Below are 22,661 nucleotides of genomic sequence, written 5' to 3'. Positions count from 1 at the left end.
TGGTGGTGCATTGTGCGTTAAGTTGGTGCCATTAAGCCGTTTTTATATGCCTGTTAGCTGCCTGACGTGTTAGCAAAATTTAATAATAACAATAGGTTGGCTGTTTTTTTCGGAGCTTGGCATAGCCGTTGCTAACGTCATTGCAACTCTGAGCAAACTTCTAAGGAAAAGACAATGGCCTATATAGAACCCTCCGAATTCGTTACCAAGATGGTTGATTCGGGCGAACAAAAAGTATTTATGTCCACCAAAGACACGCTAATACGGGCCATTATGGCTGGTGCCATTTTGGCGCTGGCGGCCATGTTTGCGATCACCGTTACCGTGAAAACCGGCTCGCCACTGGTTGGGGCGTTATTATTCCCAGTGGGTTTTATCATGTTGTATCTGATGAAGTTCGACCTGTTAACCGGTGTGTTTACCTTAGTGCCACTGGCGTTGTTGGATAAGCGCCCAGGCGTTAGCTTCGCCGGTGTGATGCGCAACTGGGGGTTAGTGTTTATTGGTAACTTTGCCGGCGCTATGATGGTCGCCTTTTTTATGTCATTTATCTTGACCTATGGGTACAAAGTGGATGGTGGTTTACTCGCGGCGAAAGTTAGTGCTATCGGCGAATCGCGTACGGTAGGCTATCAGGCGCACGGCGTTACCGGTTGGTTAACTATCTTTATTCGCGGCATGTTGTGTAACTGGATGGTATCCATGGGTGTTGTGGGTGCCATGATTTCCAGCTCGGCTGGCGGTAAAATGGTCGCCATGTGGATGCCGATTATGCTCTTCTTCTTTATGGGCTTTGAACACTCAATCGTTAATATGTTCTTATTCCCCTTCTCAATGATTATGGGCGGCGACTTTACCGTTAGTGACTACCTGCTGTGGAATGAATTGCCCACGGTTTTGGGGAACTTGGCTGGTGGCCTCTTATTGGTGGGCTTACCGCTCTACCTAACACATGTTAAAACCAGCCCTGAAAGGCAGCTTGTATAAGGAGCTTAAGCGCTTGCCCGATGAATGCAGTAAGCGCTTATTAGCATGCCAAAACAATTAAAGATAAGCCTCGGCCAATACACGTGCGCCGGGGCTAAGTCGGTTAATCAAGATGCGATGGGTGCCTGCATACCTAAAGAGCCGCTACTCGGCTATAAAGGTGTGGTGGTTGCGATTGCCGATGGCATCAGCAGTAGCGATGTCAGCCAGATCGCCAGCGATATGGCAGTCACCAGTTTTCTTACCGATTACTATTGCACCTCAGAGGCCTGGTCGGTAAAAAAGTCGGCAGTGCGTGTTCTGCAGGCAACCAACTCATGGCTGCACGGCCAAACCTATAACAGCCCTCATCGCTATAACAAAGACAAAGGGTACGTCAGCACTTTTGCCGCTCTTATTCTTAAGTCACACAGCGCACATATTTTTCACAGTGGCGACAGTCGAGTTTATCGGGTTGTTAGCGGTGCCCTAGAGCAGTTAACTCAAGACCACCGCCGCTATGAATCACGCAACAACAGTTATTTAACTAAAGCTTTAGGCATTCATGATCATGTTGAATTAGATTATTGTGAGCGGGATTTAGCCGTGGGTGATATATTTTTTCTGGCCACTGATGGGGTGTATGAATATATAGAGACGGGTGATGTGAGCCGTGCTATTGATGAGCAGTCGGATTTGAATGCAGCGGCACGGGCATTAACCGAGTTGGCGCTTTCGCGTGGTAGTCAGGATAATCTCAGTGCCCAATTGATAAAGATTGAACACCTTCCCGAACGACAGTTGTCTGAGGTTCAGCAGCAAATCACGCAATTGCGACCGCCGCCTAGGTTGCAAGCGCGCATGGAATTTGATGGCTACAAAATTTTGCGTGAGCTTTATATCAGTAGTCGCAGTCATGTGTTTTTAGCGCAAGATATGGATACGCAAGAGCGCGTTGTGATTAAAACACCATCGCAAGAAATGCGCACTGATCCGCTTTATTTAGAAAGTTTTTTAACGGAAGATTGGATAGCACAGCGTATCGATAATGCCCATGTGTTGCGGTGCGTTACGCCGACTCGGGCTCGACAATATTTATATTTAGTGAGCGAGTATATCGAAGGTCAGACATTGACCCAGTGGATGCAAGATCACCCTGAGCCCAGCCCCGTCGATGTGCGAAATATACTCGAGCAAGCAATACGGGGTGTGCAGGCTTTTCACCGGCAAGAGATGCTGCATCAGGATTTAAGACCTGCGAATATCATGGTCGATAATCAAGGCATGGTAAAAATCATCGATTTTGGCGCGGTGCGAGTGGCCGGTGTGCAAGAGTTAACACAAGCATCACAAAAGATTGTTGGTACGGCGCAATACACAGCGCCGGAATACTTTATTCAGGCCAGAGCGAGCCAGCGCTCAGATATTTTTGCTCTGGGCGTGATTGCTTATCAAATGTTAAGTGGTGGCCATTTGCCCTATGGTGCGAGTGTGTCCAGGGCGCATTCAGTGACCGCGCAAAGGCGATTAAAATACACCAGCTTGCTTTCGCACCGGCCAGATCTACCTAGCTGGTTGGATGAAACGCTTAAGCGGGCAGTCGCTATTACACCGCTCAAACGCTACGCCGAGTTGAGCGAGTTTGCCTTAGATTTACAGCGCCCTAATCCAGAGTTTTTACGCCAAACCCAGCGCCCGTTTATTGAGCGTAATCCGGTCAGGTTTTGGCAAGGGGTATCACTTTTGTTGTTAATTCTTTTACTCTGGCAGTGGGGTGGGGATTACCTCTGAAGGCAAGTTAACAGGAACTGGAAGTTTTTGCGTGGAAATAAAAACGGCGAGCATTGGCTCGCCGTTTTTATTAATGGCACTGTTACATTGTAGGAGGCTAGGGGGTGAAGGTCACCTTAACGCTGCCGTCTACTTCGCTGGCTTCAATGTAACCAATCGCGCCTGGTGTGCTGGCTACCGCCGCTTTTACCGAGGCGGAAGAGTCGAGCATACGCGGTGGCTGACCCTTGCCGGTAAAAACCTGCTTAGACCAAAACGCATTGAGCTGAGCCTGTGAGCGACCAGTGACTTTGGTGTGGAACTCATCGCGCAGTTGCTGCCCCTGAGCAAGATCAATCGGGTCGGCCGTTTGTCCGCCGGGCAGTTGTTTGCTGCGGCCAATGTATAGGTCGCGTATCTGATTTTTCTCCATGCTGTCGGGGCCGGAGGGGTGCACAATGACCACTACCTCGGCTAGAGCCGCAGAGGATGCTAGCAACAATGTCAGTAGAAAATATTTCATGGCTGATCCTCCCTTAAAAGGCTGCGTCGAGTTTAATCGAGAATATATCGGCATCGTCATAATTAATCACTGGGCCAATGTTGCCATTTAAATTGCCTCCGGTATCACCGAAGCCAGATACACGGCTCAAGTCAAACTTAATCGCGATATTGCTCATTGCATCCCAACGCACGCCGACACTTTGCGAGGTGCGCTCGATATTTTGAATGTCTGAGGCGACGACTAACCCATATACCGGGCTGCCGGGTGTGGTGACTTGTGCCCGGGTAAGCGGGCGCTCTTCGTCATCGATGGACTCTTTTACTGAGAGTGTTACATAAGGGCTAAAGCTGCCAAAGGTACGGGCCACGGTAATATAGGCCGAGTCGCTATCGACAATCGGGCCATCCACTTCAAAGCGGGTCAGCTCGGAGATAACTTGCCAGGTGCCATTATTGAAGCTTAAGCCAACACCGTAAAAATGAGTGTCAAAGGTATCGCCACTAACCGCTAATTCTGCTGTGGCATAGTTACTGCGCACAGTCCAAATAAAATCGGTCCAGCTAACAGCGCCGCCGTACAGGTTGTCAACATTGACATCAACCAGTTGTCCGGCGATATCCACACTGTCGTCGGTTTCGCCACCAAACCCCTGTAGGCTTAGAGTCGATGTGTCGAAATTTATATCGTACAGTGCGTCAACCCCGGTATAGCTGGTAATGGGAATGCCGCCGTAAACATCAATCGGTGGGCGGCCCCATGGCTGTGCGTAACCCACTTCGAGCGAGTCGGAGTACATAAAAAGCGGCAGGCGCATTTTGCCGGCGCGCATTTTTAAATTGGGAGAAAACTGGTGGCTAATGTAGGCCCACTCAAAATTCGGATCCCACTCATCATTGCCACGGCCAACCAATTGCATGGTGATATCCGTGGTGTCCGAGATCGTGAAGCTGCCCTGTAAGCCAAACAAGCTTTCGTTGGAAAAAGTGCCGTCTTCGGTGTAACCGGCGAAACCGCTGTCGTTACTGGCAACACCATAGGCGAGGCTCATAAAACCATTAAAACGCAAACGCTCTTGAATAGGTTTGTTCACTTGTTGCTGCAGCACCTGAATCTGTTGCTCCAGGTTATCTAAACGGGCTTGATCGTCGGCCATAGCTTGACCGCAGGCTAGAGTGAGCCCTGCGATACACGCGTTGGCAATCAAGAATTTAGGGTGGTTAAGGGTCATAGCTCTCTCCTAAGAAGCATAATGATTACACCTTAAACTGAGAGGCGACATCTCCCAGTCGTTTGGAAATATTGTCTATATCCTGACAAATAGAATTCGTAGTACCGGTGCTTTCGGTGACGGTTTCGGTATTTTTATGGATGTCGGTCACGTGTTGTAGCACCTGATCGAACGTCGAACTTTGTTCGTGTGTGGCGCGGGCGATCTGATCGTTAAAAGCACTGATTTCTTGCACGCTGGATAGAATGGTTGCCAGTGCTACTTCTGATTCTTGTGTGGCTTCGACACCGCTATTGACGCGGTCTACACTGTTTTCCATGGACTCAACCGCACTTTGTGAAACGCTTTGCAGCTCACTGATCACCGAGTGAATTTCTTCGGTGGCCTGGCGGGTTCTCACTGCTAAATCACGTACTTCATCGGCCACCACGGCAAAACCCCGACCGTGCTCCCCGGCGCGGGCGGCTTCAATGGCGGCATTGAGGGCGAGTAAATTGGTCTGTTCGGCCACCGTTTGAATGGTGTTGAGCAATTGTCCGACATCGGTGCTGAAAGTATCGAACTTATTGACCACCAGGGCTGTTGATTTTACATCTTCGGCCAGAGCGGTAATCGTATCGACATTTCTGTTTAGGGTGGCTTTGCCCTGTGCGGCAGTGGCATTAATTTCGGTGGCTTTTTCCGAACCACTGCTGGACAGTTGAGCAACTTCTTGCACGCTGCTCATTAACTCTTCAATGGCATTGCGAGTGGCTGAAATGGCTTGTGCCTGAGCGCTAATTTCGCTGACATTCTTGCCGCTGGTATCGGTTAGCCGGGCGGATACTTGTGATAGTGCCTGCACGTCTTGCAAAATTTCCCCGAAAGACTTGTGCAGCTTTTCGACAAAGCGATTGAAGTTTTCGGCCAGCGGCTGAATTTCATCTTGGCCTGGGTAATCAATGCGGCACGTTAAGTCCCCCTCGCCCGATGCCATGTCGTGCAAAGATTGGGTGACTTGATTTAAGTTGCGGGTGATAGAGCGGCCAATAATAAGGCTCATCACTATCAAGACTATGATGGCAATAACGGCAATGGCTAGAGAGATACGCGACGCGCTGGATGCACTGGTCAGAGTATCGGCAATGGTGTTGGTAAAGCTTCTCTCGGTGCTGGCTTTCATGCTCTCCAGCGAGGCCCTGAGTGTTTGCAACCGCTGCGCATTTTGTTTGGCATCGTTAGCGACCTTGGAGAAATCCACCGTACCATTGATAAAGCCTGTGGCAATTTCGGTGGCGGTATTAAACCAGCTGGTTAATTGGCTTTCGGCCTGATTGACCCCAGCGGTGCCCAGCTGACCCAATCGATATAAATTGTCTGAAATTAGCTCGCGCTGCTCTTGGGCTTGCTCCAAAATATCTGGATCGCCCGTGGTTACGGCCGAGTTAATATTCTGCTCCATCGACAGCAAGGTGCCTAAGTTGATAGTGGTCAGTTCCAGTGAGGGGTAGAGGTTGTCTTGCACCTCGGCTAATCGCTCGGCATTGTTGCGTTCGACAAATAGTGAATAGCCCTGGCTAATAACAAAGGCCAGCAGCGCAATAGCGACAATAAGCAGTAATTTATGGGAGATTTTTAAACCAAACACGCTAACTTCCTTTGTGGTTATGCCTATATAAGACGCGCCCTGATTATAGAATAGTCAAGAAAGGCAATAAATGTGCGTTTGTTTATAACAATATTGCTCTAAACGGCCCTTCGCTCTGTTCTATATCATCAACGTCGTCTTACTCGGCGCAGTGTGCGATTGATTCGTTATCGACCAAATATAGGAAGTCTATAGTGTTACTGTGACATATAGGCTCATTTACATATTTGTCGCGAATAGCTCTAAGCTATCAAGATTATAGGTTTGATTGTCTTAACTAGCGTCTTGAGAATGGTTATTATTTCCTTAGTGCATTAATGCTTAATGCTTAATGAGGTGGAGGAACTGATATGACCAAGACAATGACTTTTGCCGTTTTACACTTTAGCGTCGCCTTTTTGGTGACCTACGCCCTGACCGGCGATCTTTTGATTGGCAGTGCTGTTGCTTTAATTGAGCCGGCTATTAATACGGTAGCGTTTTATTTTCACGAGCAGGTATGGCAGCGCTGGGTGGAAAATCGAGCCGTAGTGGCAGAGGTGTTTGCGCAACGTATAGCGTAAAGAGTGTGAGCTTCTGCTATGACGGGGATGTTGGATTTTCGCGCTTTTTTTGCAAAATACGACCAAAGAATATACCGGCTTCAAATAATACCCACATGGGTAGGGCCAGTAGAGTTTGGGAAATGATATCGGGCGGGGTGAGAAGCATGCCGATGATAAAACAGCCCACCACGACATAGGGTCGTTTGCGAGCCATGCCGTCGGCAGAGATAACGCCTGCGAGTATCAATAAGATAGTGGCGATGGGTATTTCGAAGGCTACGCCGAAGGCAAAAAATATCTTCAATACAAAATCTAAATAGCGGCTTATGTCGGTCATGATGGCGACATTGGCCGGTCCCACCGACGTGAAAAAACCAAATATCAATGGAAAGACCACAAAATACGCGAAAGCCATACCCAGATAAAACAACATCACCGACGAAGCCAAAATGGGTAAAGCCAGGCGTTTTTCATGTCGGTATAAGCCCGGCGCTATAAACGCCCATATTTGATAGAGCACAAAGGGCACGCTCACAATAAAGGCGGTAAACAGCGTCAGTTTAAACGGGGTCAGAAAAGGCGAGGCCACATCTGTGGCGATCATGCTGTTGTTGTCGGGCAAATAAGCTTGCAGCGGCGCCGAGACAAACTGATAAATTTCACTGGCGAAGGGCAGCAAACAGGCACAGACTACGCCGATCACGAGCAGAGCTTTGAGCAGGCGGTTGCGCAGTTCAATTAAATGCTGAACCAGCGGTAGCTCCTGATCGTTTGAGTTGCTCATGATTTTTCGCTGTCTGTGGTTGCGTGTTCTGAGTCGCGTGTTACGGGTTGCGGGTGAGCGTGGTCGGGCGCCTCAACTGGCGCCTGGTAGCCTTGCTGTATGCGGTGGGCGCGCTCAGGGTCAATGGATTGCTCAATGTCGCGTTTGGTGGCTTCGAGGTTGCGCATCACATCTTCATTGTGCAGTTGGCGGCGAATATCGTCGGCGCCAATTTGCTTTTCGATTTCACTGCGGGTTTCACGCAGGCTGCGCTTCAACCGGCCTATCCACAAACTGACAGTGCGTACCGTCTCTGGCAGGCGCTCCGGGCCAATAACCACCAGTGAGACGATGGCAATCAACAGCAACTCGAAAAAACCCATATCGAACATCGGTGTCCGGCCTACTGGTTGTTGGTTTTGTCTTTAGTTTCTGTGTCGCTGCCGGCAGGCTCTTGCTCCTTTTGCAAAGACTTGGTCTCTTGCTCTGTGGAGTCGTCATCGCTAACGGATTTTTTAAAGCCCTTAATGGCTTCGCCTAGATCGGAACCCATGCCGCGCAAGCGCTTGGTGCCGAACAGCAGAAAAACGATTGCCAGAATAATCAATAATTGCCAAAGGCTGATGCCAGCCATAGATCTACCCTCAGTTAGTGTTGGGTGGGTTTAGAGGAACGAGAGGCTTTTTCGTCGTGGCCCGAGACGCCAAAGCGTCGGGCCAGCTCTTGCAGAACACTGTCGGCAGACTCGTCTAGGTGTGACAGTAAAACCAGCGAGTGAAACCATAAGTCGGCGGTTTCTGCGATCAGTTCTTTAGTGTCACCGGTTGCCTGAGCGTCTTTCGCCGCGATAATGGTCTCAGTGGCTTCTTCGCCCACTTTTTCCAGAATTTTGTTCAGCCCTTTTTGATGCAGGCTAGCGACATAGGACTTATCGCCCGAAGCGGCATTTTTGCGTTCAACCAAAATGCGGGTTAATGCGGCGAGTATGTCTGAGTTATCGGTCATTGGTAAATCTCATCTGGGTCTTTAATGACGTTGTCTACGCTCTGCCACTGTTCGCCGTCGAATTGGCGATAAAAACAGCTCTCGCGACCAGTGTGGCAGGCAATACCACCGAGCTGTTCCACCGACAGTAATACCACATCGGCGTCACAATCGAGGCGCATCTCATGCAGTTTTTGTACATGACCGGAAGATTCACCTTTGCGCCACAGTTTACCTCGTGACCGTGACCAGTAGATAGCCCGCCCCTCTTGGGCAGTTAGTGCCAAAGCGTCGCGGTTCATCCAAGCCATCATCAAAATGCGGCCACTGGCGGCATCTTGGGCAATGGCGGGTACTAGGCCTTTATCGTCCCATTTTACCTGGTCCAGCCAGCTGATCGGTGCGTTGTCGGTCATTGTGTATGCTCCGTGCTGCCCGAGCGATACTATCAGGCAAAAATTGCAATTTAACGATTTCCCCCAATGTGCCGCGCTCGGGGAGGGAGAGTATACCTTTTCCCTGCATTCATTGGGTAAAACTCGGGCGAAATTTCCAGTCGTAATATGGTTGATGCGCCAGTACATCAGGCGACTCAAGCCGTGTGAATGCGATCACAGTCAAGCATGCGAACCCCGCTGGGGTCGTTTTAAAGGGTAAGACAGACAACGTTGTCTGTGGTAGTGTTTAGCGCGAAAATTTTAGGGGATACTCTCATGCAGGGAAAGTCGCGGCTTGCCGCTGTCGTTATTATTCTAACTTTTGTTGTCATTGCGGGCCTGTATACCTGGGCTGGAGGTGAGCGTGCCCGCTTAACCGCCTATGGCTTTTTGAGCCTCGACCGCGAGCAAATGGTGGTTAACTTCGACCACCACTGGATTTGGTTCGACGTCACCGGCCGAGAGCAACGCTCGGTGGACTTATCGGCGGAAGGCCTGCGCCCGGTGGGGGATTTCGATTTTTTTGCCAATGGCGATTTACTTGTGTTGCACCGCGCTGCGCCGCGTTCTACCGGTCAAAATATCAGGGCTTTTTTGCGGTTGCAGTCGGCGCCAGAACCTGCGCATCAATCTGAAGGCGAGCGCAGTGACGGCTTTTATCGCTGTCGGTTAACCCCTCTACATTGCACTCATCTGGCCACTATAGACTCGCTGCCGGCGCGCAGTTCGCGGCTGTTGATTGATCGACAGAATGATCATATCTACCTCGCTGACACCTCCGATCACGCTCTTTATAAGTACAGCGATACGGCCCGGCTATTGGCACAAAAACGCACTGGATTTAAGTTTCCTAACCAGCTGGTGTGGCACGATAATGGCCTGTGGCTGGCCGATACCAATCACCATCGGGTCGTGCAGCTAGACACTCGGGAGGAGTATTTCGCTGAGGTGTTACAGGCTCACAGTATTGAGCTCGGCGGCAATTATCGCTGGCCTCATCAACTGGCCTCTTCCGCCAGTGGATTGTGGGTGTTGGTTGGCAACAATGCCATGGCTCGTGGCAAGCTGCGCCTGCTGGATCAACAAGGCGAGCTGAATGCACCACTTAATGCTGGGTTGCTTAATCAGGCTGGGCTAAACGACCCGCAGGCGTTGCATTATTGGCAAGATTATTTGTGGTTGACTGATTTTACTGAGCCCAAATTGGTCTTGGTGAATTCGAACGCGGGGTTGACCGAAGAGGTGCAGTCCCCCACCTTGCGTCAGTTGGAGCAAGCATATCATGCGGCCAGTATGGGTTATAAATATTGGCAATACTTAGCAGGCGCATTGTTTATTGTGTTGTTAGTGCTGGGCTTTGTGGCAGCCTGGCGCCTGGAGAAGCCGCAAACGCAGGCCAAGTTTAAAGCGTTCAAAGGTGGCGGTAAGCTGCCCACAGATGGCGAGATAACCCCAACGGGGCAAGATGGTGTGTTGTGGGTAAGCTCGGGGCTCAAGCCTTGGCACCACTGGGCAGTGTATATTTTATGGGGCGCTACCTTTATTTGCTCCGTTTTACTTATCTGGTTGTATGTCACAAGCGATAAGTTAGGTTCGGATTTTTTTACCATAATGCTCGCAATGATAGCGTTCTTAGTGTTGGTCAGTGTTGCGGCGAGTAAATTGTTTCACAGTATTATGCGGGCAAAGCTAGGCGTAGTGGGTGAGTCTTTAGTGCTGGACGACGGCGCCGGTCGCAGCACTGTTGCCAAAGGCGAGGCCTTGGCCTATACCGCGCATTATATATTTGCCGATAATGTGGTCATTGCTTTGGGTAACCAGAATCTATCTTTTTTTGCTCAGCACGAGTTGGAGCGATGGGTGTTCCCGCGTCTCAGGAACGCGCAGAAGCTCTCGGTTGTGGAGCAAGCTAAGCGCCTGTGGCAACTGCGCCATCCGCAGTTAATTTATACGGGTTTGATTTTGGGCTTTATGCTGATATTACTGCTCGTACTTGAATGGTTTGGTTGACGGTGTCGCACAGCGAGAAAATTCTTGTTAGGTGAAAAATTGTGCAATAGGTCTTGAAATTGTGACGCCTTGCCCTCACTCTTGAATGATAGAGCCTCACAAGGGCACTTTCATACACTGCGGACTGATCATGTTAAAAGCAGCACAAGCCATTAGGGCGAAAGCCCCAAATCTCACAGGTTACGCCTCGGGCGTTGCTCTGTGTATTTGGCTTGCTTTATCTTTACTCTCTCCGGTGGCAGTGCAAGGGGCAGGTTTTGACTTACCCTGCGGTGCGGATCTCGTCGATAGTGTTCATCCTCCTGTTAGTAGTGACACCTCAGAGGGTGCCGAGGATGACACCGTTTTTGCCAAGCCCTCACTTGGCCTTGAGCTGGTACCAGCGGCTCAACCGTTGTTATTTGCCACGGTGGCGAGTTACGGCCCCATCATTCCCGCCTTTGCCGCGCGTGCCCCTCCAGTTTGATACACATCTAACGTTTTAAATTTTGTGTGTCGATTCCGCCTGTGGGCGGTTTATAAACTGTGAGGCTGTACTATGAAACCTGTACCCCGTATTCCTGTATGTCGTTTGAATCATTCGCTTAATTTATCCGCTGGGCAAAAACCCGAAATCACCTTAGCGAGCCCCGCCGAATCGGTATTTTGGGACTTTGATAGCCGCTCGCCCATGCTTATTAACCCGGCGGTAAGCGTCGATGACGCCGCGTATTTAATGCATGTCACCCATTCTAAAATTAAGTTGGTGGTTGATGCCCGCAATCGCTTGTCCGGTATTATCAGCCTGCGTGATATAGAAAGTGTAAAAGTTCTGGCGACTGCCTCTGCCATGGGGGTAGAGCGCAAAGATTTGACCGTTAAAGATATTATGACTCCGGTCGTACTGTTGCACGGCATTCAGCGTGAAACATTAGAGCGTTCCCGGGTTCGTGATTTACTCGATGTATTGGAGTTCGAAGGCCAGCACTACCTATTAATATTGGATGGTCAAAGTGAGGTCTGCGGCTTGGTCAGCGCCGAAGAAATATCGCACCGGCTGGGACAGCCAGTGAATATTGAGCCGGTGGTGCACAACTTTAGCGATGTTTTCACCGCGCTTAATGTAAGCAATCACTAAATCGAACCTTCAGGCGGCCTTTCCCTTGGCCGCCTGTACCGCTATCCTGTCGTTTTTTGCGACGGTGATTTCCCCATGCGGCTTTTGTACTCTTTGCTTTACTCTCTGGCTATATTGCTGGTTCTGTTGCATCAGTTATGGTGCGCGCGCCGCGATCGCCGCCATATTGAACGCCTGCCAGAGCGGTTTGGTTATATTGCTCCCATCACTGGCCAGCAAACTCGTATTTGGCTGCATACCGTCTCGGTGGGCGAATTTTTAGGGGCCCTGCCGCTAATCTACCGCTTACTGGCGCGCCCGGATACTGAACTCATTGTTACCTCTACGACCCTGACCGGCTCCGACCGAATTCGCGCAAGCTTAGGTGACCGGGTGCATCATTTTTATATGCCCTACGATTTCACTCGCGCGATTCGGCGTTTTATTTATACCGCCGAACCCGACCTGTTGGTCATTATGGAAACCGAGTTATGGCCGAACACCCTGGCCGAATGTCATGCCCGAGGCGTACCCACACTGTTAATTAACGCGAGGCTCTCGCAGCGTTCCGCTCGCAGTTATAGCCGAGCGGGGGGGTTAACCCGAGCTATGTTGTCGCGTTTAGGTGGGGCAGGTATTCAACAGCAAGCTGATGCCGACCGCTTTATCGGGCTGGGTTTGGGGCCGGATAAAATACAAATAACCGGCAATATTAAATTCGATCAAACGCTGTCCCCGACACAGCGTGAACAGGCCGCCGAGCTTTCTGACGAATGGTCGCTGGACGGTAAGCGCCGGGTATGGGTGGTTGCCAGTACCCACCCGGGCGAAGATGAAATTGTGCTGGAGGCGCTTAAGCTGCTGCGCCAGCGCGGCCTTAGCGCTGAGCAATTATTGTTGGTGTTGGTTCCGCGTCACCCAGAGCGATTTGATCGGGTGCATAGCTTAATCGGGCGCAGTGGATTGAGCAGTATACGCCGCTCGGTGGAAGAGCAGCCCAATGCCGATGTTGATGTGGTGCTGGGCGATACCATGGGTGAGCTACCACTGATGTTGGGCGCCTCTGACTATGTATTTATGGGTGGCTCGCTGACTCCAGTAGGTGGGCATAACTTTATTGAGCCTGCTCTGTGGGCTAAACCGCTGATCAGCGGGCCGCACTTATTTAATTTTTCGGGTGTGGCGAAAATGCTAACGGACGCACACGCCTTAACACTTGTGAACGATGCTGCCGAATTGTCCAGTGCCGTGTACGGCCTTTATCGTGATAATGAGCAGGCACAAGTCATGGGGCAGGCGGCACTTGAGGTGGCCGAGTCTAATCGCGGTGCGTTGGATAAAACCCAGGCGATGATAGAGGCGCTGCTATAGAGGGCAGGTATTACCCAATAACCTCGCTGATGGCCGTTAAAAGCCAATTGTCGGGCACAAAAAAGCAGCCATTTAGGCTGCTTTTTTGTGAGTGTGGTGCCTTGGGTTACACGTCGTAATCGCTGCGGCGTACCGTTTGGGCATCCAGTAAAAAGCTGTCGATACGCTCGATATCGGCCGGAGTCAGCATGCCGGCTGCCTCGCGCAAACTGATCAGCTGAATAATATAATCGTAGAGGGCGTTGGAGTAATCGCGGCGCGCCTGAAACAGCGAGCGCTGCGCCAGCAACACTTCCACCAGGTTGCGTGTGCCCACTTCAAAACCGGACTGAGTGGCTTTTACCGCACTTTCGTTCGACACAATTGCCTGCTTACGGGCTTTTACACGAGCGACTCCAGTTTCAACCGCTAAATGCAGTGAGCGTGTGGCCTGAATAACATTGCGCTGCTGATAGTTGAAGTTTTCGTCCGCTTGCATGGCCTGAGCATAGGCTTGACGACGGCTACCGGAGGTACGCAGACCGCTAAACAGAGGGACTTGCAGGCTGATACCAAAGGAGTGGCCTTCACTGTCCGAGCGGTTGTAGGGGTTGTTGTAAATATCCGTATCCGTATCGGTTTCTGTGTAGCTGGCCGAGGCACTTAAGGTTGGTAGGTGATTGGCACGGGCGGCTTTTGCCTGCTCTTCGGCGGCATTCGCCGCGGCGCTGGTCGCTTTTAGAGTAAAGTTATTTTCCAGAGCAAATTCGACCCAGTCGTGGCGGTTAGCCGGGCTGGGGGGAACCACGGGGAACTCGTCGCTGAGCGGAGCAATGGCGTCGTGCGCCTGCCCGGTAAGCACTTCCAGAGATTCGTATTGAATACCTAGCTGACCGCGGGCTTCCAGTGATGCCGCTTGGGCGGTATCGAAGGCTGCCTGGGCATCGTGGACATCGGTAATCGGGGTTAGGCCCACTTCAAAACGCTGTTTGGTTTGCTGTAGCTGCTGCTCTAGCGCTTTCTCTTCGGCCATGGTGGCTTCGAGATTGTCGACCGCACGCAGTACATTAAAATACGCCTCGGCAACGCGCACAATCAGGCTCTGCTGGTCGGCCGAGTACTGCGCTTTGGCCTGGTCGCTCAAGGCGATGCCCTGCTGGTAGATGTGCCAGGCATTGAGGTCGATTAGCGCCTGGTCGAGGCTGACACTCCAGCTGACAACATCGGTGTCGCTGGTGGTGGAGCCATCGTCCACAATAACGCCTTCACTGACGGTGGCCCCTGAAGTTGACTCGCTAATGGTGTAGCTGGCGCTGGCATTAATTTGTGGCAACAGGCCCGCGCGGCCTATGGTTTTATTCTCAAGCCCTGCCCGGTAGGCGGCCTGATCGGCTTTTAACAGTGGATCGTTTTCCAGTGCCAGATTATAAATATCGAGAATAGAATTGGCTTGAGCACTGCCAGTGGCAGTAATCAGTGCGGCCAATAGGTAGCGTTTCATGGTTTTCATGGTGTTTCCCAGTGGTATAGCTTCCGTAAAAAGTCAGTGCTCGGGGTGATCGCCATAGGCGCACCCAGAAAAGGCGCTTCAGTCAGGACCTTGTTCAGAGCATGAGTGTAGCGATTTGTGCGGATAAAATACAGATGAATGTTCATTCATTTTTGCCCGAAAGGGGTAAAAAACCGTAAATCGGCCGCTTTACACACCTGCAAGACTTCTCTAGACTGCTTGCTTTCTTGTCGGGGTGCTTCGATTGTCGAGGCTGAGAGAGTCCCGTCGACCTGATCCGGTTAGTACCGGCGTAGGGAACGAGAGCGTAGCAATGATAACTGCCGATCTTCACAGTTCTGTACTGTCACTGTTTCTTCCGCCCGTGGCCTCTGCCCCGTGCGCGCGCCTTGCGGCTTGCTCTGGTTCCTGTTCTTTTGACTGGAGCCACCCATGTCCAATTCCCATCATGCAGTAACCGCCAATACGCCCATAGCCCTGACCATTGCCGGTAGTGACTCTGGCGCCGGCGCCGGTATTCAGGCCGATTTAAAAACCTTTGCCGCCTGCGGTGTCTACGGCACTAGCGCGCTTACGGCTATTACGGCGCAAAACACTCAGGGCGTGCAAGGCCTGTGGCAAGTCCCCATCGATAGCCTCAAAGCCCAGATAACCTCGGTGCTGAGCGACATGCCTGTCGCCGCGGTGAAAACCGGGCTGTTGGGCAGCGCTGAGGCGATCAGGCAAATCTGCCAGGTGTTGGATGGTGAGCGAGCACTGTCTCTGGTGGTGGACCCGGTGATGGTTGCCTCCAGCGGCCACCGGTTTCTCAGTCCCGATGCGCTCGGTGCTCTGCGCGAACAATTGATTCCCCGCGCCAGTGTGATTACCCCCAACACTCACGAAGCCGCTCGCTTGCTGGGTGAGCCCGAGGCGCACACCTTAACTGCCATGCAGGCACAGGCCGAGCGCTTACTGATGTTGGGCGCGCAGGCGGTACTGATAACCGGTGGCCACTTAGGTGGGGCGCAGGCTGTCGATGTTTATTGCGATACCGCCGGGTTACAGCTTTTTGCTCGCGAGCGTATTGCCACTGAAAATAATCATGGCACTGGTTGCACATTAAGTGCGGCCATTACCGCTTATCTCGCCCGGGGCGAGCCTCTGCCCGAGGCCTGCCGCCTTGCCAAGCATTATCTTCACCGTGCACTGCTTGCCGGTGCCAACCTCAAAGTAGGGGCCGGTTGCGGCCCGCTCAATCATTTTCCCGAAAAATTACAACTTTGCTCAACGCAGGAGCCTTTATGAGCCAGAATACCGTCGAACATCTAAGCGAAAGCGCCGTGGTGGATACCGCCTCGGTGCAGCCCTTCCCACGCTCTAGTAAACAGTATGTGCAGGGCAGTCGGCCCGATATCCGTGTGCCCATGCGCAGTATCGCCCTGGACACCACTCCCACTGAGTTCGGCGGCGAACACAATCCCGATGTGCGGGTTTACGATACCTCAGGGCCCTATACCGACCCCGAACAAAAAATTGATCTGCGCCAAGGGTTGGCCGATGTGCGCCGCCAGTGGATTACCGAGCGTCAGGACACCGAAGCGCTCGAGGCAGTGAACTCTGACTATACGCGGGCGCGTCTGGCCGACCCTGAGCTAGACGCTTTGCGCTTTGCTCATCAGCGTCGGCCCCTGCGCGCCAAAGCCGGTAAAAATGTCAGTCAGATGCACTACGCTCGCCAGGGGATTATTACCCCAGAGATGGAGTACATCGCCATTCGCGAAAACATGGCGCTGGCGCAAGCGCGCGAGCTAGGCATTATGGATAAGCAGCACCCGGGTAATAGTTTTGGGGCCAGCATTCCCGATGAAATTACGCCTGAGTTTGTGCGCAGTGAGGTGGCTCGCGGCCGCGCGATTATTCCCGCCAATATTAATCACCCGGAGTTGGAACCGATGGTTATCGGCCGTAACTTCCTGGTCAAAATCAACGGCAATATTGGCAACTCGGCTCTTTCGAGTTCGATTGAAGAAGAGGTGGAAAAACTCACTTGGGGCACCCGCTGGGGCGCCGACACCATTATGGATTTGTCTACCGGCAAAAATATTCACGAGACACGCGAGTGGATTATCCGCAACTCTCATGTGCCCATCGGTACGGTGCCGATTTATCAGGCGCTGGAAAAAGTCGGCGGTGTGGCCGAAGACTTAACTTGGGAGATTTTCCGCGACACGTTGATTGAGCAAGCCGAGCAGGGGGTGGATTATTTCACCATTCACGCCGGTGTCTTACTGCGCTATGTGCCGCTTACGGCAAAGCGCGTTACAGGTATTGTCAGTCGCGGCGGCTCTATTATGGCCAAGTGGTGTTTGGCGCATCATAAAGAGAGCTTTCTCTATACCCACTTTGAAGATATCTGCGAAATCATGAAGGCCTATGACGTGTCCTTCTCCTTGGGCGATGGCTTGCGCCCGGGCTCCATTGCCGATGCCAACGACGAAGCGCAATTTGGCGAGCTGGAAACCTTGGGCGAGCTGACGCAAATTGCCTGGAAGCACGACGTACAGTGCATGATCGAAGGGCCGGGGCATGTGCCAATGCACATGATTAAAGAAAACATGGACAAGCAGCTAGAGTGCTGCGGCGAAGCGCCGTTTTACACTTTGGGGCCACTGACCACAGACATCGCCCCCGGCTACGATCATATTACATCGGGCATTGGCGCGGCCATGATTGGCTGGTACGGTTGTGCCATGCTCTGTTACGTTACCCCCAAAGAGCATCTGGGGCTGCCTAACAAAGACGATGTAAAAGAAGGTATCATTACTTACAAAATCGCGGCCCATGCGGCAGACTTAGCCAAGGGCCATCCCGGTGCGCAACTGCGCGACGACGCCCTGTCGAAAGCGCGGTTTGAATTTCGCTGGGAAGATCAATTTAACCTGGGGCTGGACCCGGACACCGCGCGCGAATATCACGACGAAACCTTGCCCAAAGATTCGGCCAAGGTGGCGCACTTTTGCTCCATGTGCGGGCCAAAGTTTTGCTCCATGAAAATTAGCCAGGAAGTGCGCGAGTACGCCGCCGACAATGGCTTTGGTGTCAGCGATAGCGGTGAGGATGTGATTCGCATGATCGATGTCGAAGCTGAAATGCAAGCCAAGGCGCAGGAGTTTCGCGACACCGGCGCCGAGTTGTATCACAAAGTTTAGCGGCGTTTATAGCTGTGTTTATAGGTAGCTTATGAGTGAAAACCCCGAGTTAGTTCCGACCCAGTTCGGCCTCAGTGATGTTGATGTTATCGAGCGCAAAACACTGTATCGGGGTTTTTACTACGCCGAAAAAGTCACCCTGCGTCACCGGTTGTTTCGCGATAATCAGTGGTGCGAACCCCTGACCCGCGAGCTTATCCATCACAAGCAAGCGGTGGGGGTGCTGTTGTACGACCCAGCGCTCGATCAGGTGGCGCTGGTGGAACAATTTCGCATCGGCGCCATGGCCGAAGCCACCGGCCCCTGGCTGTTGGAAGTGGTGGCCGGCATGGTTGAGGCGGGCGAAACCCCGCAAGAGGTTGCGCGGCGCGAGCTTGTAGAAGAGGCCGGTATTGAGCAGGTGGAGTTGCACTATATCGGTAACTATCTGGCGACCCCGGGTGGCTGTGACGAAAAGCTCTACCTTTACTGCGGCCTGTGTGACTTGAGCGGTGGCGGTGGCCTGTTTGGTTTGGCCGAAGAAAACGAAGACATCAAAATGCATGTGTTGGCGGCTGACGAGGTCTTTGCCCAGCTTTACACGGGCCGTTGGAATAATCCTGCTGCCCTAATCACCCTACAATGGTTACAATACAACAGAGATTCCTTAACTCAATCTTGTGAGGGTTAGCTCATCGCCGTAAAAGAACGCTACAAAGTCGACTTCCCGCAGCACATGGCGCAGTGTGAGGCTAATTATTGGTTGTTGCAAAAGCTGATGCCCGCATCTGAGGTGCGCGACAGCTGGGAGTTCGCTGTGGAGCGGGCCAAGGGGCGTTGGGAAGTTCGCATTCATATCACCGAACGCATGCGCTATACCACCACGGTGCAGGTGTTCCGCCAGGATGCCGATGACAGCGAATGGTTGCGCGCGCCGCGTTTGACCGTGCGCCTATACCATGATGCCCATCTGGCCGAGGTGCTGGCCTGCGAAGAGCACCGCCGTTTAAACGTGAAATACAGCTACCCCAATCACAAAATGTATCAGGCCGATGAAAAGGCTCAATTTAACCGTTTTTTGGGGGAGTGGCTGCGTCACTGCCTGGCTAACGGCCACTCTCTGCACGAAATATCCCTGCCGGTTCGCTGAACAATCACCGTGTTTCCCTGTTAAATTGACGCAAATTTGAGCTAAATATCATACTTTTTGCATTTGAGCCGGCCATTTACTGGCGTCTTTTTCCGTAAGCGTTTATCGTTACCCAAAGCGTATACCGCAAACAGGATTGAAAAAAGGAAGCTCAAGCTCAATGGTGGGTAAGCTCAGCACCTCACATACCGATGATCGCCCAGTGCGTCTGGTGCAAATTACGGATACCCATCTCGGCAGCGCAGACGGGGAAACCCTTTTGGGCCTAAATACTGATCAGAGCCTGGACGATGTGCTGGATATCGTTCAGCGCGAACAGTCTCATATAGACGCAATGGTCTGTACCGGTGATATCGCCAGCGCTCCCAACCCCAGTTGTTACCAGCGCTATATTGAGCAAATCAACAGCCGTTTTTCTTGCTCGCAAGGGTGGCTGCCGGGCAATCACGATTTGGCGGATGTGATGTTTACTCTCGATCACCCGCAGCGTCCGGCCCATCGCACCATGATGTTGGGCGCTTGGTTGGTGGTATTGCTCGACACCAGCGTGCCGGGTTTTGTCCACGGCGAGCTGTCCCGGGCCGAACTGGCTTTTTTAAGCCAAACCTTAAACGAGCACAGCAACACACCCACCATAGTGATGCTGCATCATCAGCCCGTTGTTGTCGGCAGTGAATGGATTGATCAATACATAGTGCGCAACAGCGACGCCCTATTTGCCATTACCGATAGACACCCACAGGTTAAAGCGATCAGCTGGGGGCATGTGCACCAGTTGTTCGAGCAGCGCCGGGGCGAAACTCTGCTGTTGGCGACGCCCTCCACCTGTGTGCAATTCAAGCCGGACTGTGACGACTTTACCGTCGATACCGCTATGCCGGGTTACCGCTGGTACGACCTTTATCCGGACGGGCGTATAGAAACCGGTATCTCGCGCGTCACCGATAAAGCCTACGTCATCGATTATCGCTCAGCCGGGTATTAAGCGTATGGCTTGCGTGGTTTATCTGCACGGGTTTTTAAGTTCTCCACTGTCGCACAAGGCGCAGGTTGTTAAACAGTGGCTGGCCCAGCAGCGGCCAGAAATCCGCTTTATCTGCCCACATTTAACACCCTATCCGGCGCACACCGCCGACGAACTCAAAGCCCTGATGGAGTTTTTGCAGCCCGAGCCTATTTGGCTGATGGGCAGCTCGCTGGGTGGCTATTGGGCCACTTGGCTGGCGGAGCAATACAATCGCCCGGCCGTGTTGATTAACCCCTCGGTAGCCCCCTGGCAATTTATGCCCGAGTTTTTAGGTATTGACCTGAAGAGCTATCACACCGATGATAGCTATCGCCTAACGGCCGCCCATATTGATGAGATAAAAGCGGTGGATGTTACTCCTATAACCCGCCACGACAATTTCTGGCTGATGGTACAAACCGGTGATGAAACACTGGATTATCGTCAGGCAGTCAATGCGTATCAGGGCTGCCAACAGCTGGTAGAGTCGGGTGGGGACCATAGCTTTGTCGACTTTGAGCGACACCTTCCCGACGTAATAGAATTTTTTCAGGCGTTTGAAGCAAACCCGCGCGCAGAGTAATCGCACAGCGCTTTGCCTAAGCCCTAGCAATAACAGAAGTGATAGATACCACTCATGGCCAACTATTCCGCAGAAGATATTGAAGTCCTCACCGGGCTGGACCCCGTTAAAAAACGCCCGGGCATGTACACCGAAACCACCCGCCCCAACCATTTAGCGCAAGAGGTGATCGACAATAGCGTGGACGAGGCGCTGGCCGGTCACGCTAAAACACTCACAGTAACTCTGCACAAAAATCACTCGGTTACCGTGAGTGACGACGGCCGCGGTATGCCTGTGGATATTCACCCCGAACAGGGCAAGCCCGGTGTCGAGGTTATACTTTCTACCCTGCACGCCGGCGGTAAATTCTCCAATAAAAACTACCAGTTCTCCGGCGGCTTGCACGGTGTGGGTGTGTCTGTAGTGAACGCCTTGTCGGACTTGTTAGAGGTGACTATTCGGCGCGATGGACAGGTGCACCAGATTGTCTTTTCCAACGGCGAGAAGACATCCGAACTAACCGTGATCGACACCTGCGGCAAGCGCAATACCGGCACCAGTGTGCGCTTTGTGCCCAATGCCAGCTATTTCGATTCGGCTAAATTTTCCGTCAGCCGCTTGCGCCATGTGTTGCGAGCCAAAGCGGTGCTCTGCCCCGGTTTAACCGTGTTGTTTAACGATGAAACCTCCGGCGAAAAAGACACCTGGTACTATGAAGATGGTTTGCGCGATTATTTAAGTGGCAACACCCAAGGCTTTGAGGTGTTGCCCAGCGAGCCGTTTGTGGGCGAGTTTTCAGGCTCAACCGAAGCGGCCAGTTGGGCGATACAGTGGCAACCCGAAGGCGGTGAGCTGACCCAAGAGAGCTACGTTAACTTAATCCCGACCGCTCAGGGTGGCACCCACGTCAATGGTCTGCGCACCGGCCTGCTGGACGCACTGCGCGATTACTGCGAGTTTCGCAATTTATTGCCGCGCGGCGTTAAGCTGGCGCCGGAAGATATTTGGAGCAACTGCAGTTATGTGTTGTCTTCCAAACTGGCCGACCCGCAATTCTCCGGCCAAACCAAAGAGCGTTTAAGTTCGCGCGAGGCGGCGGCGTTTGTCTCCGGTGTGGCCAAAGATGCTTTTGCATTATGGCTAAACCAGCACACCGAAGAGGGCGACAAAATCGCCGACTTGTGCATTTACAATGCGCAAAAGCGCGTGCGCTCTTCGAAAAAAGTCGCCCGCAAAAAAATCACCCAAGGTCCCGCCTTGCCGGGCAAGTTGGCCGATTGCTCCAGCAGCGACCCGAGCAACAGCGAATTGTTTTTGGTGGAAGGGGACTCGGCCGGTGGCTCTGCCAAGCAGGCGCGCGATCGAGAGTGTCAAGCCATTATGCCGCTGCGTGGTAAAATTCTAAACACTTGGGAGGTGGACTCCAGCGAAATCTTCTCCAACCAGGAAGTGCACGATATTTCAGTTGCTCTCGGTATCGACCCCGCGACTGATGTGTTGGAAGGCTTGCGTTACCACAAAGTGTGTATTCTTGCCGACGCCGACTCCGATGGCCTGCACATCGCCACCCTTCTGTGCGCCCTGTTTGTGCGTCATTTTCGCCCCTTGGTAGCGGCGGGCCATGTCTATGTTGCCATGCCGCCGCTGTACCGCATCGACGTGGGCAAAGAAGTTTACTACGCGCTAGACGATAGTGAAAAAGCCGGCATTTTGGATCGCATCGAAGCGGAGAAGAAAAAAGGCAAAGTTGGCGTACAGCGCTTTAAAGGTCTGGGCGAAATGAACCCACTGCAACTGCGCGAAACTACCATGGCCAAAGACACACGCCGATTGGTACAGCTGCGCGTCGAAGACGGTGACGACACCAATCAAATAATGGACATGCTACTGGCCAAAAAACGCGCCGCCGATCGTAAAAGCTGGCTGGAAGAAAAAGGCGATTTGGCGGAAGTGGTGGTTTGATTGTATATCCTCGCATA

General features: G+C 52.3%; 23 protein-coding genes and 1 riboswitch. Of the genes, 14 read left to right on the top strand and 9 right to left on the bottom strand.

Translation table 11 applies throughout. The annotated features are described in order from the left end of the window. Positions 1 to 174: 174 nt before the first annotated feature. Both Q4563_RS04535 and Q4563_RS04530 read left to right on the top strand, forming a co-directional pair. Positions 175 to 987: a formate/nitrite transporter family protein gene (locus Q4563_RS04535; protein WP_215975979.1), complete on the top strand. Its 813-nt coding sequence runs from the start codon at positions 175 to 177 to the stop codon at positions 985 to 987. Positions 988 to 1,032: 45 nt separating this feature from the next. After that, on the top strand, positions 1,033 to 2,757 hold the full coding sequence (locus tag Q4563_RS04530; protein ID WP_303603745.1) for a bifunctional protein-serine/threonine kinase/phosphatase: 1,725 nt from the start codon (positions 1,033 to 1,035) through the stop codon (positions 2,755 to 2,757). A gap of 97 nt (positions 2,758 to 2,854) precedes the next feature. On the opposite strand, the gene Q4563_RS04525 is transcribed toward Q4563_RS04530, so the two are convergent. The 3 genes from Q4563_RS04525 to Q4563_RS04515 are packed head-to-tail and all read right to left on the bottom strand — an operon-like array spanning position 2,855 to position 6,096. After that, complete coding sequence (locus tag Q4563_RS04525; protein ID WP_215975977.1) at positions 2,855 to 3,259, bottom strand: phosphate ABC transporter substrate-binding protein; 405 nt, start codon at positions 3,257 to 3,259, stop codon at positions 2,855 to 2,857. A 13-nt stretch (positions 3,260 to 3,272) separates the two neighbouring features. Further along, positions 3,273 to 4,469: a hypothetical protein gene (locus tag Q4563_RS04520; protein WP_215975976.1), complete on the bottom strand. Its 1,197-nt coding sequence runs from the start codon at positions 4,467 to 4,469 to the stop codon at positions 3,273 to 3,275. A gap of 25 nt (positions 4,470 to 4,494) precedes the next feature. Then, positions 4,495 to 6,096, bottom strand: a complete 1,602-nt coding sequence (locus Q4563_RS04515; RefSeq protein WP_215975975.1) for a methyl-accepting chemotaxis protein — start codon at positions 6,094 to 6,096, stop codon at positions 4,495 to 4,497. A 350-nt stretch (positions 6,097 to 6,446) separates the two neighbouring features. On the opposite strand from Q4563_RS04515, the gene Q4563_RS04510 reads away from it, so the two are divergent. Continuing rightward, positions 6,447 to 6,659 (top strand): DUF2061 domain-containing protein, encoded by a 213-nt coding sequence (locus tag Q4563_RS04510; protein WP_215975974.1) that lies wholly within the window; start codon positions 6,447 to 6,449, stop codon positions 6,657 to 6,659. Positions 6,660 to 6,675: 16 nt separating this feature from the next. Here Q4563_RS04510 and tatC read toward each other — a convergent pair whose 3' ends face one another. From tatC to hisI, 5 genes are read right to left on the bottom strand one after another with little or no spacing between them, the layout of a single operon-like run. Further along, positions 6,676 to 7,425: a twin-arginine translocase subunit TatC gene (gene tatC / locus Q4563_RS04505; RefSeq protein ID WP_215976024.1), complete on the bottom strand. Its 750-nt coding sequence runs from the start codon at positions 7,423 to 7,425 to the stop codon at positions 6,676 to 6,678. Continuing rightward, a complete protein-coding gene (gene tatB / locus Q4563_RS04500; RefSeq protein WP_303603744.1) occupies positions 7,422 to 7,796 on the bottom strand; it encodes a Sec-independent protein translocase protein TatB in 375 nt (124 codons plus the stop codon). Before tatB ends, tatC begins: the two co-directional genes overlap by 4 nt. 11 nt (positions 7,797 to 7,807) lie before the next feature. Beyond that, positions 7,808 to 8,038 carry a twin-arginine translocase TatA/TatE family subunit gene (tatA, locus tag Q4563_RS04495; RefSeq protein ID WP_215977991.1) on the bottom strand — a complete coding sequence of 77 codons (231 nt, stop codon included), beginning with the start codon at positions 8,036 to 8,038 and terminating at the stop codon, positions 7,808 to 7,810. Positions 8,039 to 8,052: 14 nt separating this feature from the next. Next, positions 8,053 to 8,409, bottom strand: coding sequence for a phosphoribosyl-ATP diphosphatase (locus Q4563_RS04490; RefSeq protein WP_215977990.1), 357 nt, complete (start codon positions 8,407 to 8,409; stop codon positions 8,053 to 8,055). Beyond that, positions 8,406 to 8,804, bottom strand: a complete 399-nt coding sequence (hisI, locus tag Q4563_RS04485; protein WP_303603743.1) for a phosphoribosyl-AMP cyclohydrolase — start codon at positions 8,802 to 8,804, stop codon at positions 8,406 to 8,408. Before hisI ends, Q4563_RS04490 begins: the two co-directional genes overlap by 4 nt. 297 nt (positions 8,805 to 9,101) lie before the next feature. Between hisI and Q4563_RS04480 the strand changes: the two genes are divergently transcribed. From Q4563_RS04480 to waaA, 4 genes are all read left to right on the top strand, one after another. Then, on the top strand, positions 9,102 to 10,835 hold the full coding sequence (locus Q4563_RS04480; RefSeq protein WP_303603742.1) for a hypothetical protein: 1,734 nt from the start codon (positions 9,102 to 9,104) through the stop codon (positions 10,833 to 10,835). 130 nt (positions 10,836 to 10,965) lie between these two features. Further along, on the top strand, positions 10,966 to 11,301 hold the full coding sequence (locus Q4563_RS04475; protein ID WP_303603741.1) for a hypothetical protein: 336 nt from the start codon (positions 10,966 to 10,968) through the stop codon (positions 11,299 to 11,301). A gap of 72 nt (positions 11,302 to 11,373) precedes the next feature. Continuing rightward, on the top strand, positions 11,374 to 11,952 hold the full coding sequence (locus Q4563_RS04470; RefSeq protein ID WP_215977986.1) for a CBS domain-containing protein: 579 nt from the start codon (positions 11,374 to 11,376) through the stop codon (positions 11,950 to 11,952). A 75-nt stretch (positions 11,953 to 12,027) separates the two neighbouring features. Next, a complete protein-coding gene (gene waaA, locus Q4563_RS04465) occupies positions 12,028 to 13,302 on the top strand; it encodes a lipid IV(A) 3-deoxy-D-manno-octulosonic acid transferase (RefSeq protein ID WP_303603740.1) in 1,275 nt (424 codons plus the stop codon). Positions 13,303 to 13,408: 106 nt separating this feature from the next. Here waaA and Q4563_RS04460 read toward each other — a convergent pair whose 3' ends face one another. Beyond that, positions 13,409 to 14,791 (bottom strand): TolC family outer membrane protein, encoded by a 1,383-nt coding sequence (locus Q4563_RS04460; RefSeq protein ID WP_215977984.1) that lies wholly within the window; start codon positions 14,789 to 14,791, stop codon positions 13,409 to 13,411. Between the two features lie 221 nt (positions 14,792 to 15,012). After that, positions 15,013 to 15,107: riboswitch (TPP riboswitch) on the top strand. 116 nt (positions 15,108 to 15,223) lie between these two features. Between Q4563_RS04460 and thiD the strand changes: the two genes are divergently transcribed. The 7 genes from thiD (at position 15,224) to parE (ending at position 22,644) form a co-directional block, all read left to right on the top strand. Next, the gene (thiD, locus tag Q4563_RS04455; protein WP_215977983.1) at positions 15,224 to 16,078 is read left to right on the top strand and encodes a bifunctional hydroxymethylpyrimidine kinase/phosphomethylpyrimidine kinase; all 855 of its coding nucleotides are present in this window, start codon (positions 15,224 to 15,226) and stop codon (positions 16,076 to 16,078) included. Continuing rightward, positions 16,075 to 17,982 carry a phosphomethylpyrimidine synthase ThiC gene (gene thiC, locus Q4563_RS04450; RefSeq protein WP_215977982.1) on the top strand — a complete coding sequence of 636 codons (1,908 nt, stop codon included), beginning with the start codon at positions 16,075 to 16,077 and terminating at the stop codon, positions 17,980 to 17,982. The genes thiD and thiC overlap by 4 nt, the downstream gene beginning before the upstream one ends. Positions 17,983 to 18,013: 31 nt before the next feature. Further along, the gene (locus Q4563_RS04445) at positions 18,014 to 18,652 is read left to right on the top strand and encodes an NUDIX domain-containing protein (RefSeq protein WP_215977981.1); all 639 of its coding nucleotides are present in this window, start codon (positions 18,014 to 18,016) and stop codon (positions 18,650 to 18,652) included. Positions 18,653 to 18,739: 87 nt separating this feature from the next. Next, positions 18,740 to 19,111, top strand: coding sequence for a DUF1249 domain-containing protein (locus Q4563_RS04440; protein WP_303603739.1), 372 nt, complete (start codon positions 18,740 to 18,742; stop codon positions 19,109 to 19,111). A 136-nt stretch (positions 19,112 to 19,247) separates the two neighbouring features. Beyond that, positions 19,248 to 20,096, top strand: coding sequence for a 3',5'-cyclic-AMP phosphodiesterase (gene cpdA, locus Q4563_RS04435; RefSeq protein WP_303603738.1), 849 nt, complete (start codon positions 19,248 to 19,250; stop codon positions 20,094 to 20,096). 4 nt (positions 20,097 to 20,100) lie between these two features. Next, positions 20,101 to 20,700: a YqiA/YcfP family alpha/beta fold hydrolase gene (locus Q4563_RS04430; protein ID WP_303603737.1), complete on the top strand. Its 600-nt coding sequence runs from the start codon at positions 20,101 to 20,103 to the stop codon at positions 20,698 to 20,700. 54 nt (positions 20,701 to 20,754) lie between these two features. After that, entirely contained in the window at positions 20,755 to 22,644 is a 1,890-nt protein-coding gene (gene parE / locus Q4563_RS04425; protein ID WP_303603736.1) for a DNA topoisomerase IV subunit B, read from the top strand. The last annotated feature ends 17 nt before the right edge of the window (positions 22,645 to 22,661 follow it).

The sequence above is a fragment of the Gilvimarinus sp. 1_MG-2023 genome (assembly GCF_030548285.1).
Note: the sequence above shows the minus strand (reverse complement) of the source record. Positions and strands in the feature narration are given on the sequence as shown.

Excerpts from the sequence above, each read along its gene's own strand:
- Q4563_RS04510 (WP_215975974.1), top strand. The coding sequence starts at position 6,447 with ATGACCAAGACAATGACTTTTGCCGTTTTACACTTTAGCGTCGCCTTT.
- Q4563_RS04520 (WP_215975976.1), bottom strand. The coding sequence starts at position 4,469 with ATGACCCTTAACCACCCTAAATTCTTGATTGCCAACGCGTGTATCGCA.
- Q4563_RS04490 (WP_215977990.1), bottom strand. The coding sequence starts at position 8,409 with ATGACCGATAACTCAGACATACTCGCCGCATTAACCCGCATTTTGGTT.
- Q4563_RS04430 (WP_303603737.1), top strand. The coding sequence starts at position 20,101 with ATGGCTTGCGTGGTTTATCTGCACGGGTTTTTAAGTTCTCCACTGTCG.
- hisI (WP_303603743.1), bottom strand. The coding sequence starts at position 8,804 with ATGACCGACAACGCACCGATCAGCTGGCTGGACCAGGTAAAATGGGAC.
- Q4563_RS04475 (WP_303603741.1), top strand. The coding sequence starts at position 10,966 with ATGTTAAAAGCAGCACAAGCCATTAGGGCGAAAGCCCCAAATCTCACA.
- tatB (WP_303603744.1), bottom strand. The coding sequence starts at position 7,796 with ATGTTCGATATGGGTTTTTTCGAGTTGCTGTTGATTGCCATCGTCTCA.
- Q4563_RS04535 (WP_215975979.1), top strand. The coding sequence starts at position 175 with ATGGCCTATATAGAACCCTCCGAATTCGTTACCAAGATGGTTGATTCG.
- Q4563_RS04440 (WP_303603739.1), top strand. The coding sequence starts at position 18,740 with ATGCCCGCATCTGAGGTGCGCGACAGCTGGGAGTTCGCTGTGGAGCGG.
- Q4563_RS04460 (WP_215977984.1), bottom strand. The coding sequence starts at position 14,791 with ATGAAAACCATGAAACGCTACCTATTGGCCGCACTGATTACTGCCACT.
- thiC (WP_215977982.1), top strand. The coding sequence starts at position 16,075 with ATGAGCCAGAATACCGTCGAACATCTAAGCGAAAGCGCCGTGGTGGAT.
- Q4563_RS04470 (WP_215977986.1), top strand. The coding sequence starts at position 11,374 with ATGAAACCTGTACCCCGTATTCCTGTATGTCGTTTGAATCATTCGCTT.
- parE (WP_303603736.1), top strand. The coding sequence starts at position 20,755 with ATGGCCAACTATTCCGCAGAAGATATTGAAGTCCTCACCGGGCTGGAC.
- Q4563_RS04480 (WP_303603742.1), top strand. The coding sequence starts at position 9,102 with ATGCAGGGAAAGTCGCGGCTTGCCGCTGTCGTTATTATTCTAACTTTT.
- tatA (WP_215977991.1), bottom strand. The coding sequence starts at position 8,038 with ATGGCTGGCATCAGCCTTTGGCAATTATTGATTATTCTGGCAATCGTT.
- Q4563_RS04525 (WP_215975977.1), bottom strand. The coding sequence starts at position 3,259 with ATGAAATATTTTCTACTGACATTGTTGCTAGCATCCTCTGCGGCTCTA.
- tatC (WP_215976024.1), bottom strand. The coding sequence starts at position 7,425 with ATGAGCAACTCAAACGATCAGGAGCTACCGCTGGTTCAGCATTTAATT.
- Q4563_RS04445 (WP_215977981.1), top strand. The coding sequence starts at position 18,014 with ATGAGTGAAAACCCCGAGTTAGTTCCGACCCAGTTCGGCCTCAGTGAT.
- waaA (WP_303603740.1), top strand. The coding sequence starts at position 12,028 with ATGCGGCTTTTGTACTCTTTGCTTTACTCTCTGGCTATATTGCTGGTT.
- thiD (WP_215977983.1), top strand. The coding sequence starts at position 15,224 with ATGTCCAATTCCCATCATGCAGTAACCGCCAATACGCCCATAGCCCTG.
- Q4563_RS04530 (WP_303603745.1), top strand. The coding sequence starts at position 1,033 with ATGCCAAAACAATTAAAGATAAGCCTCGGCCAATACACGTGCGCCGGG.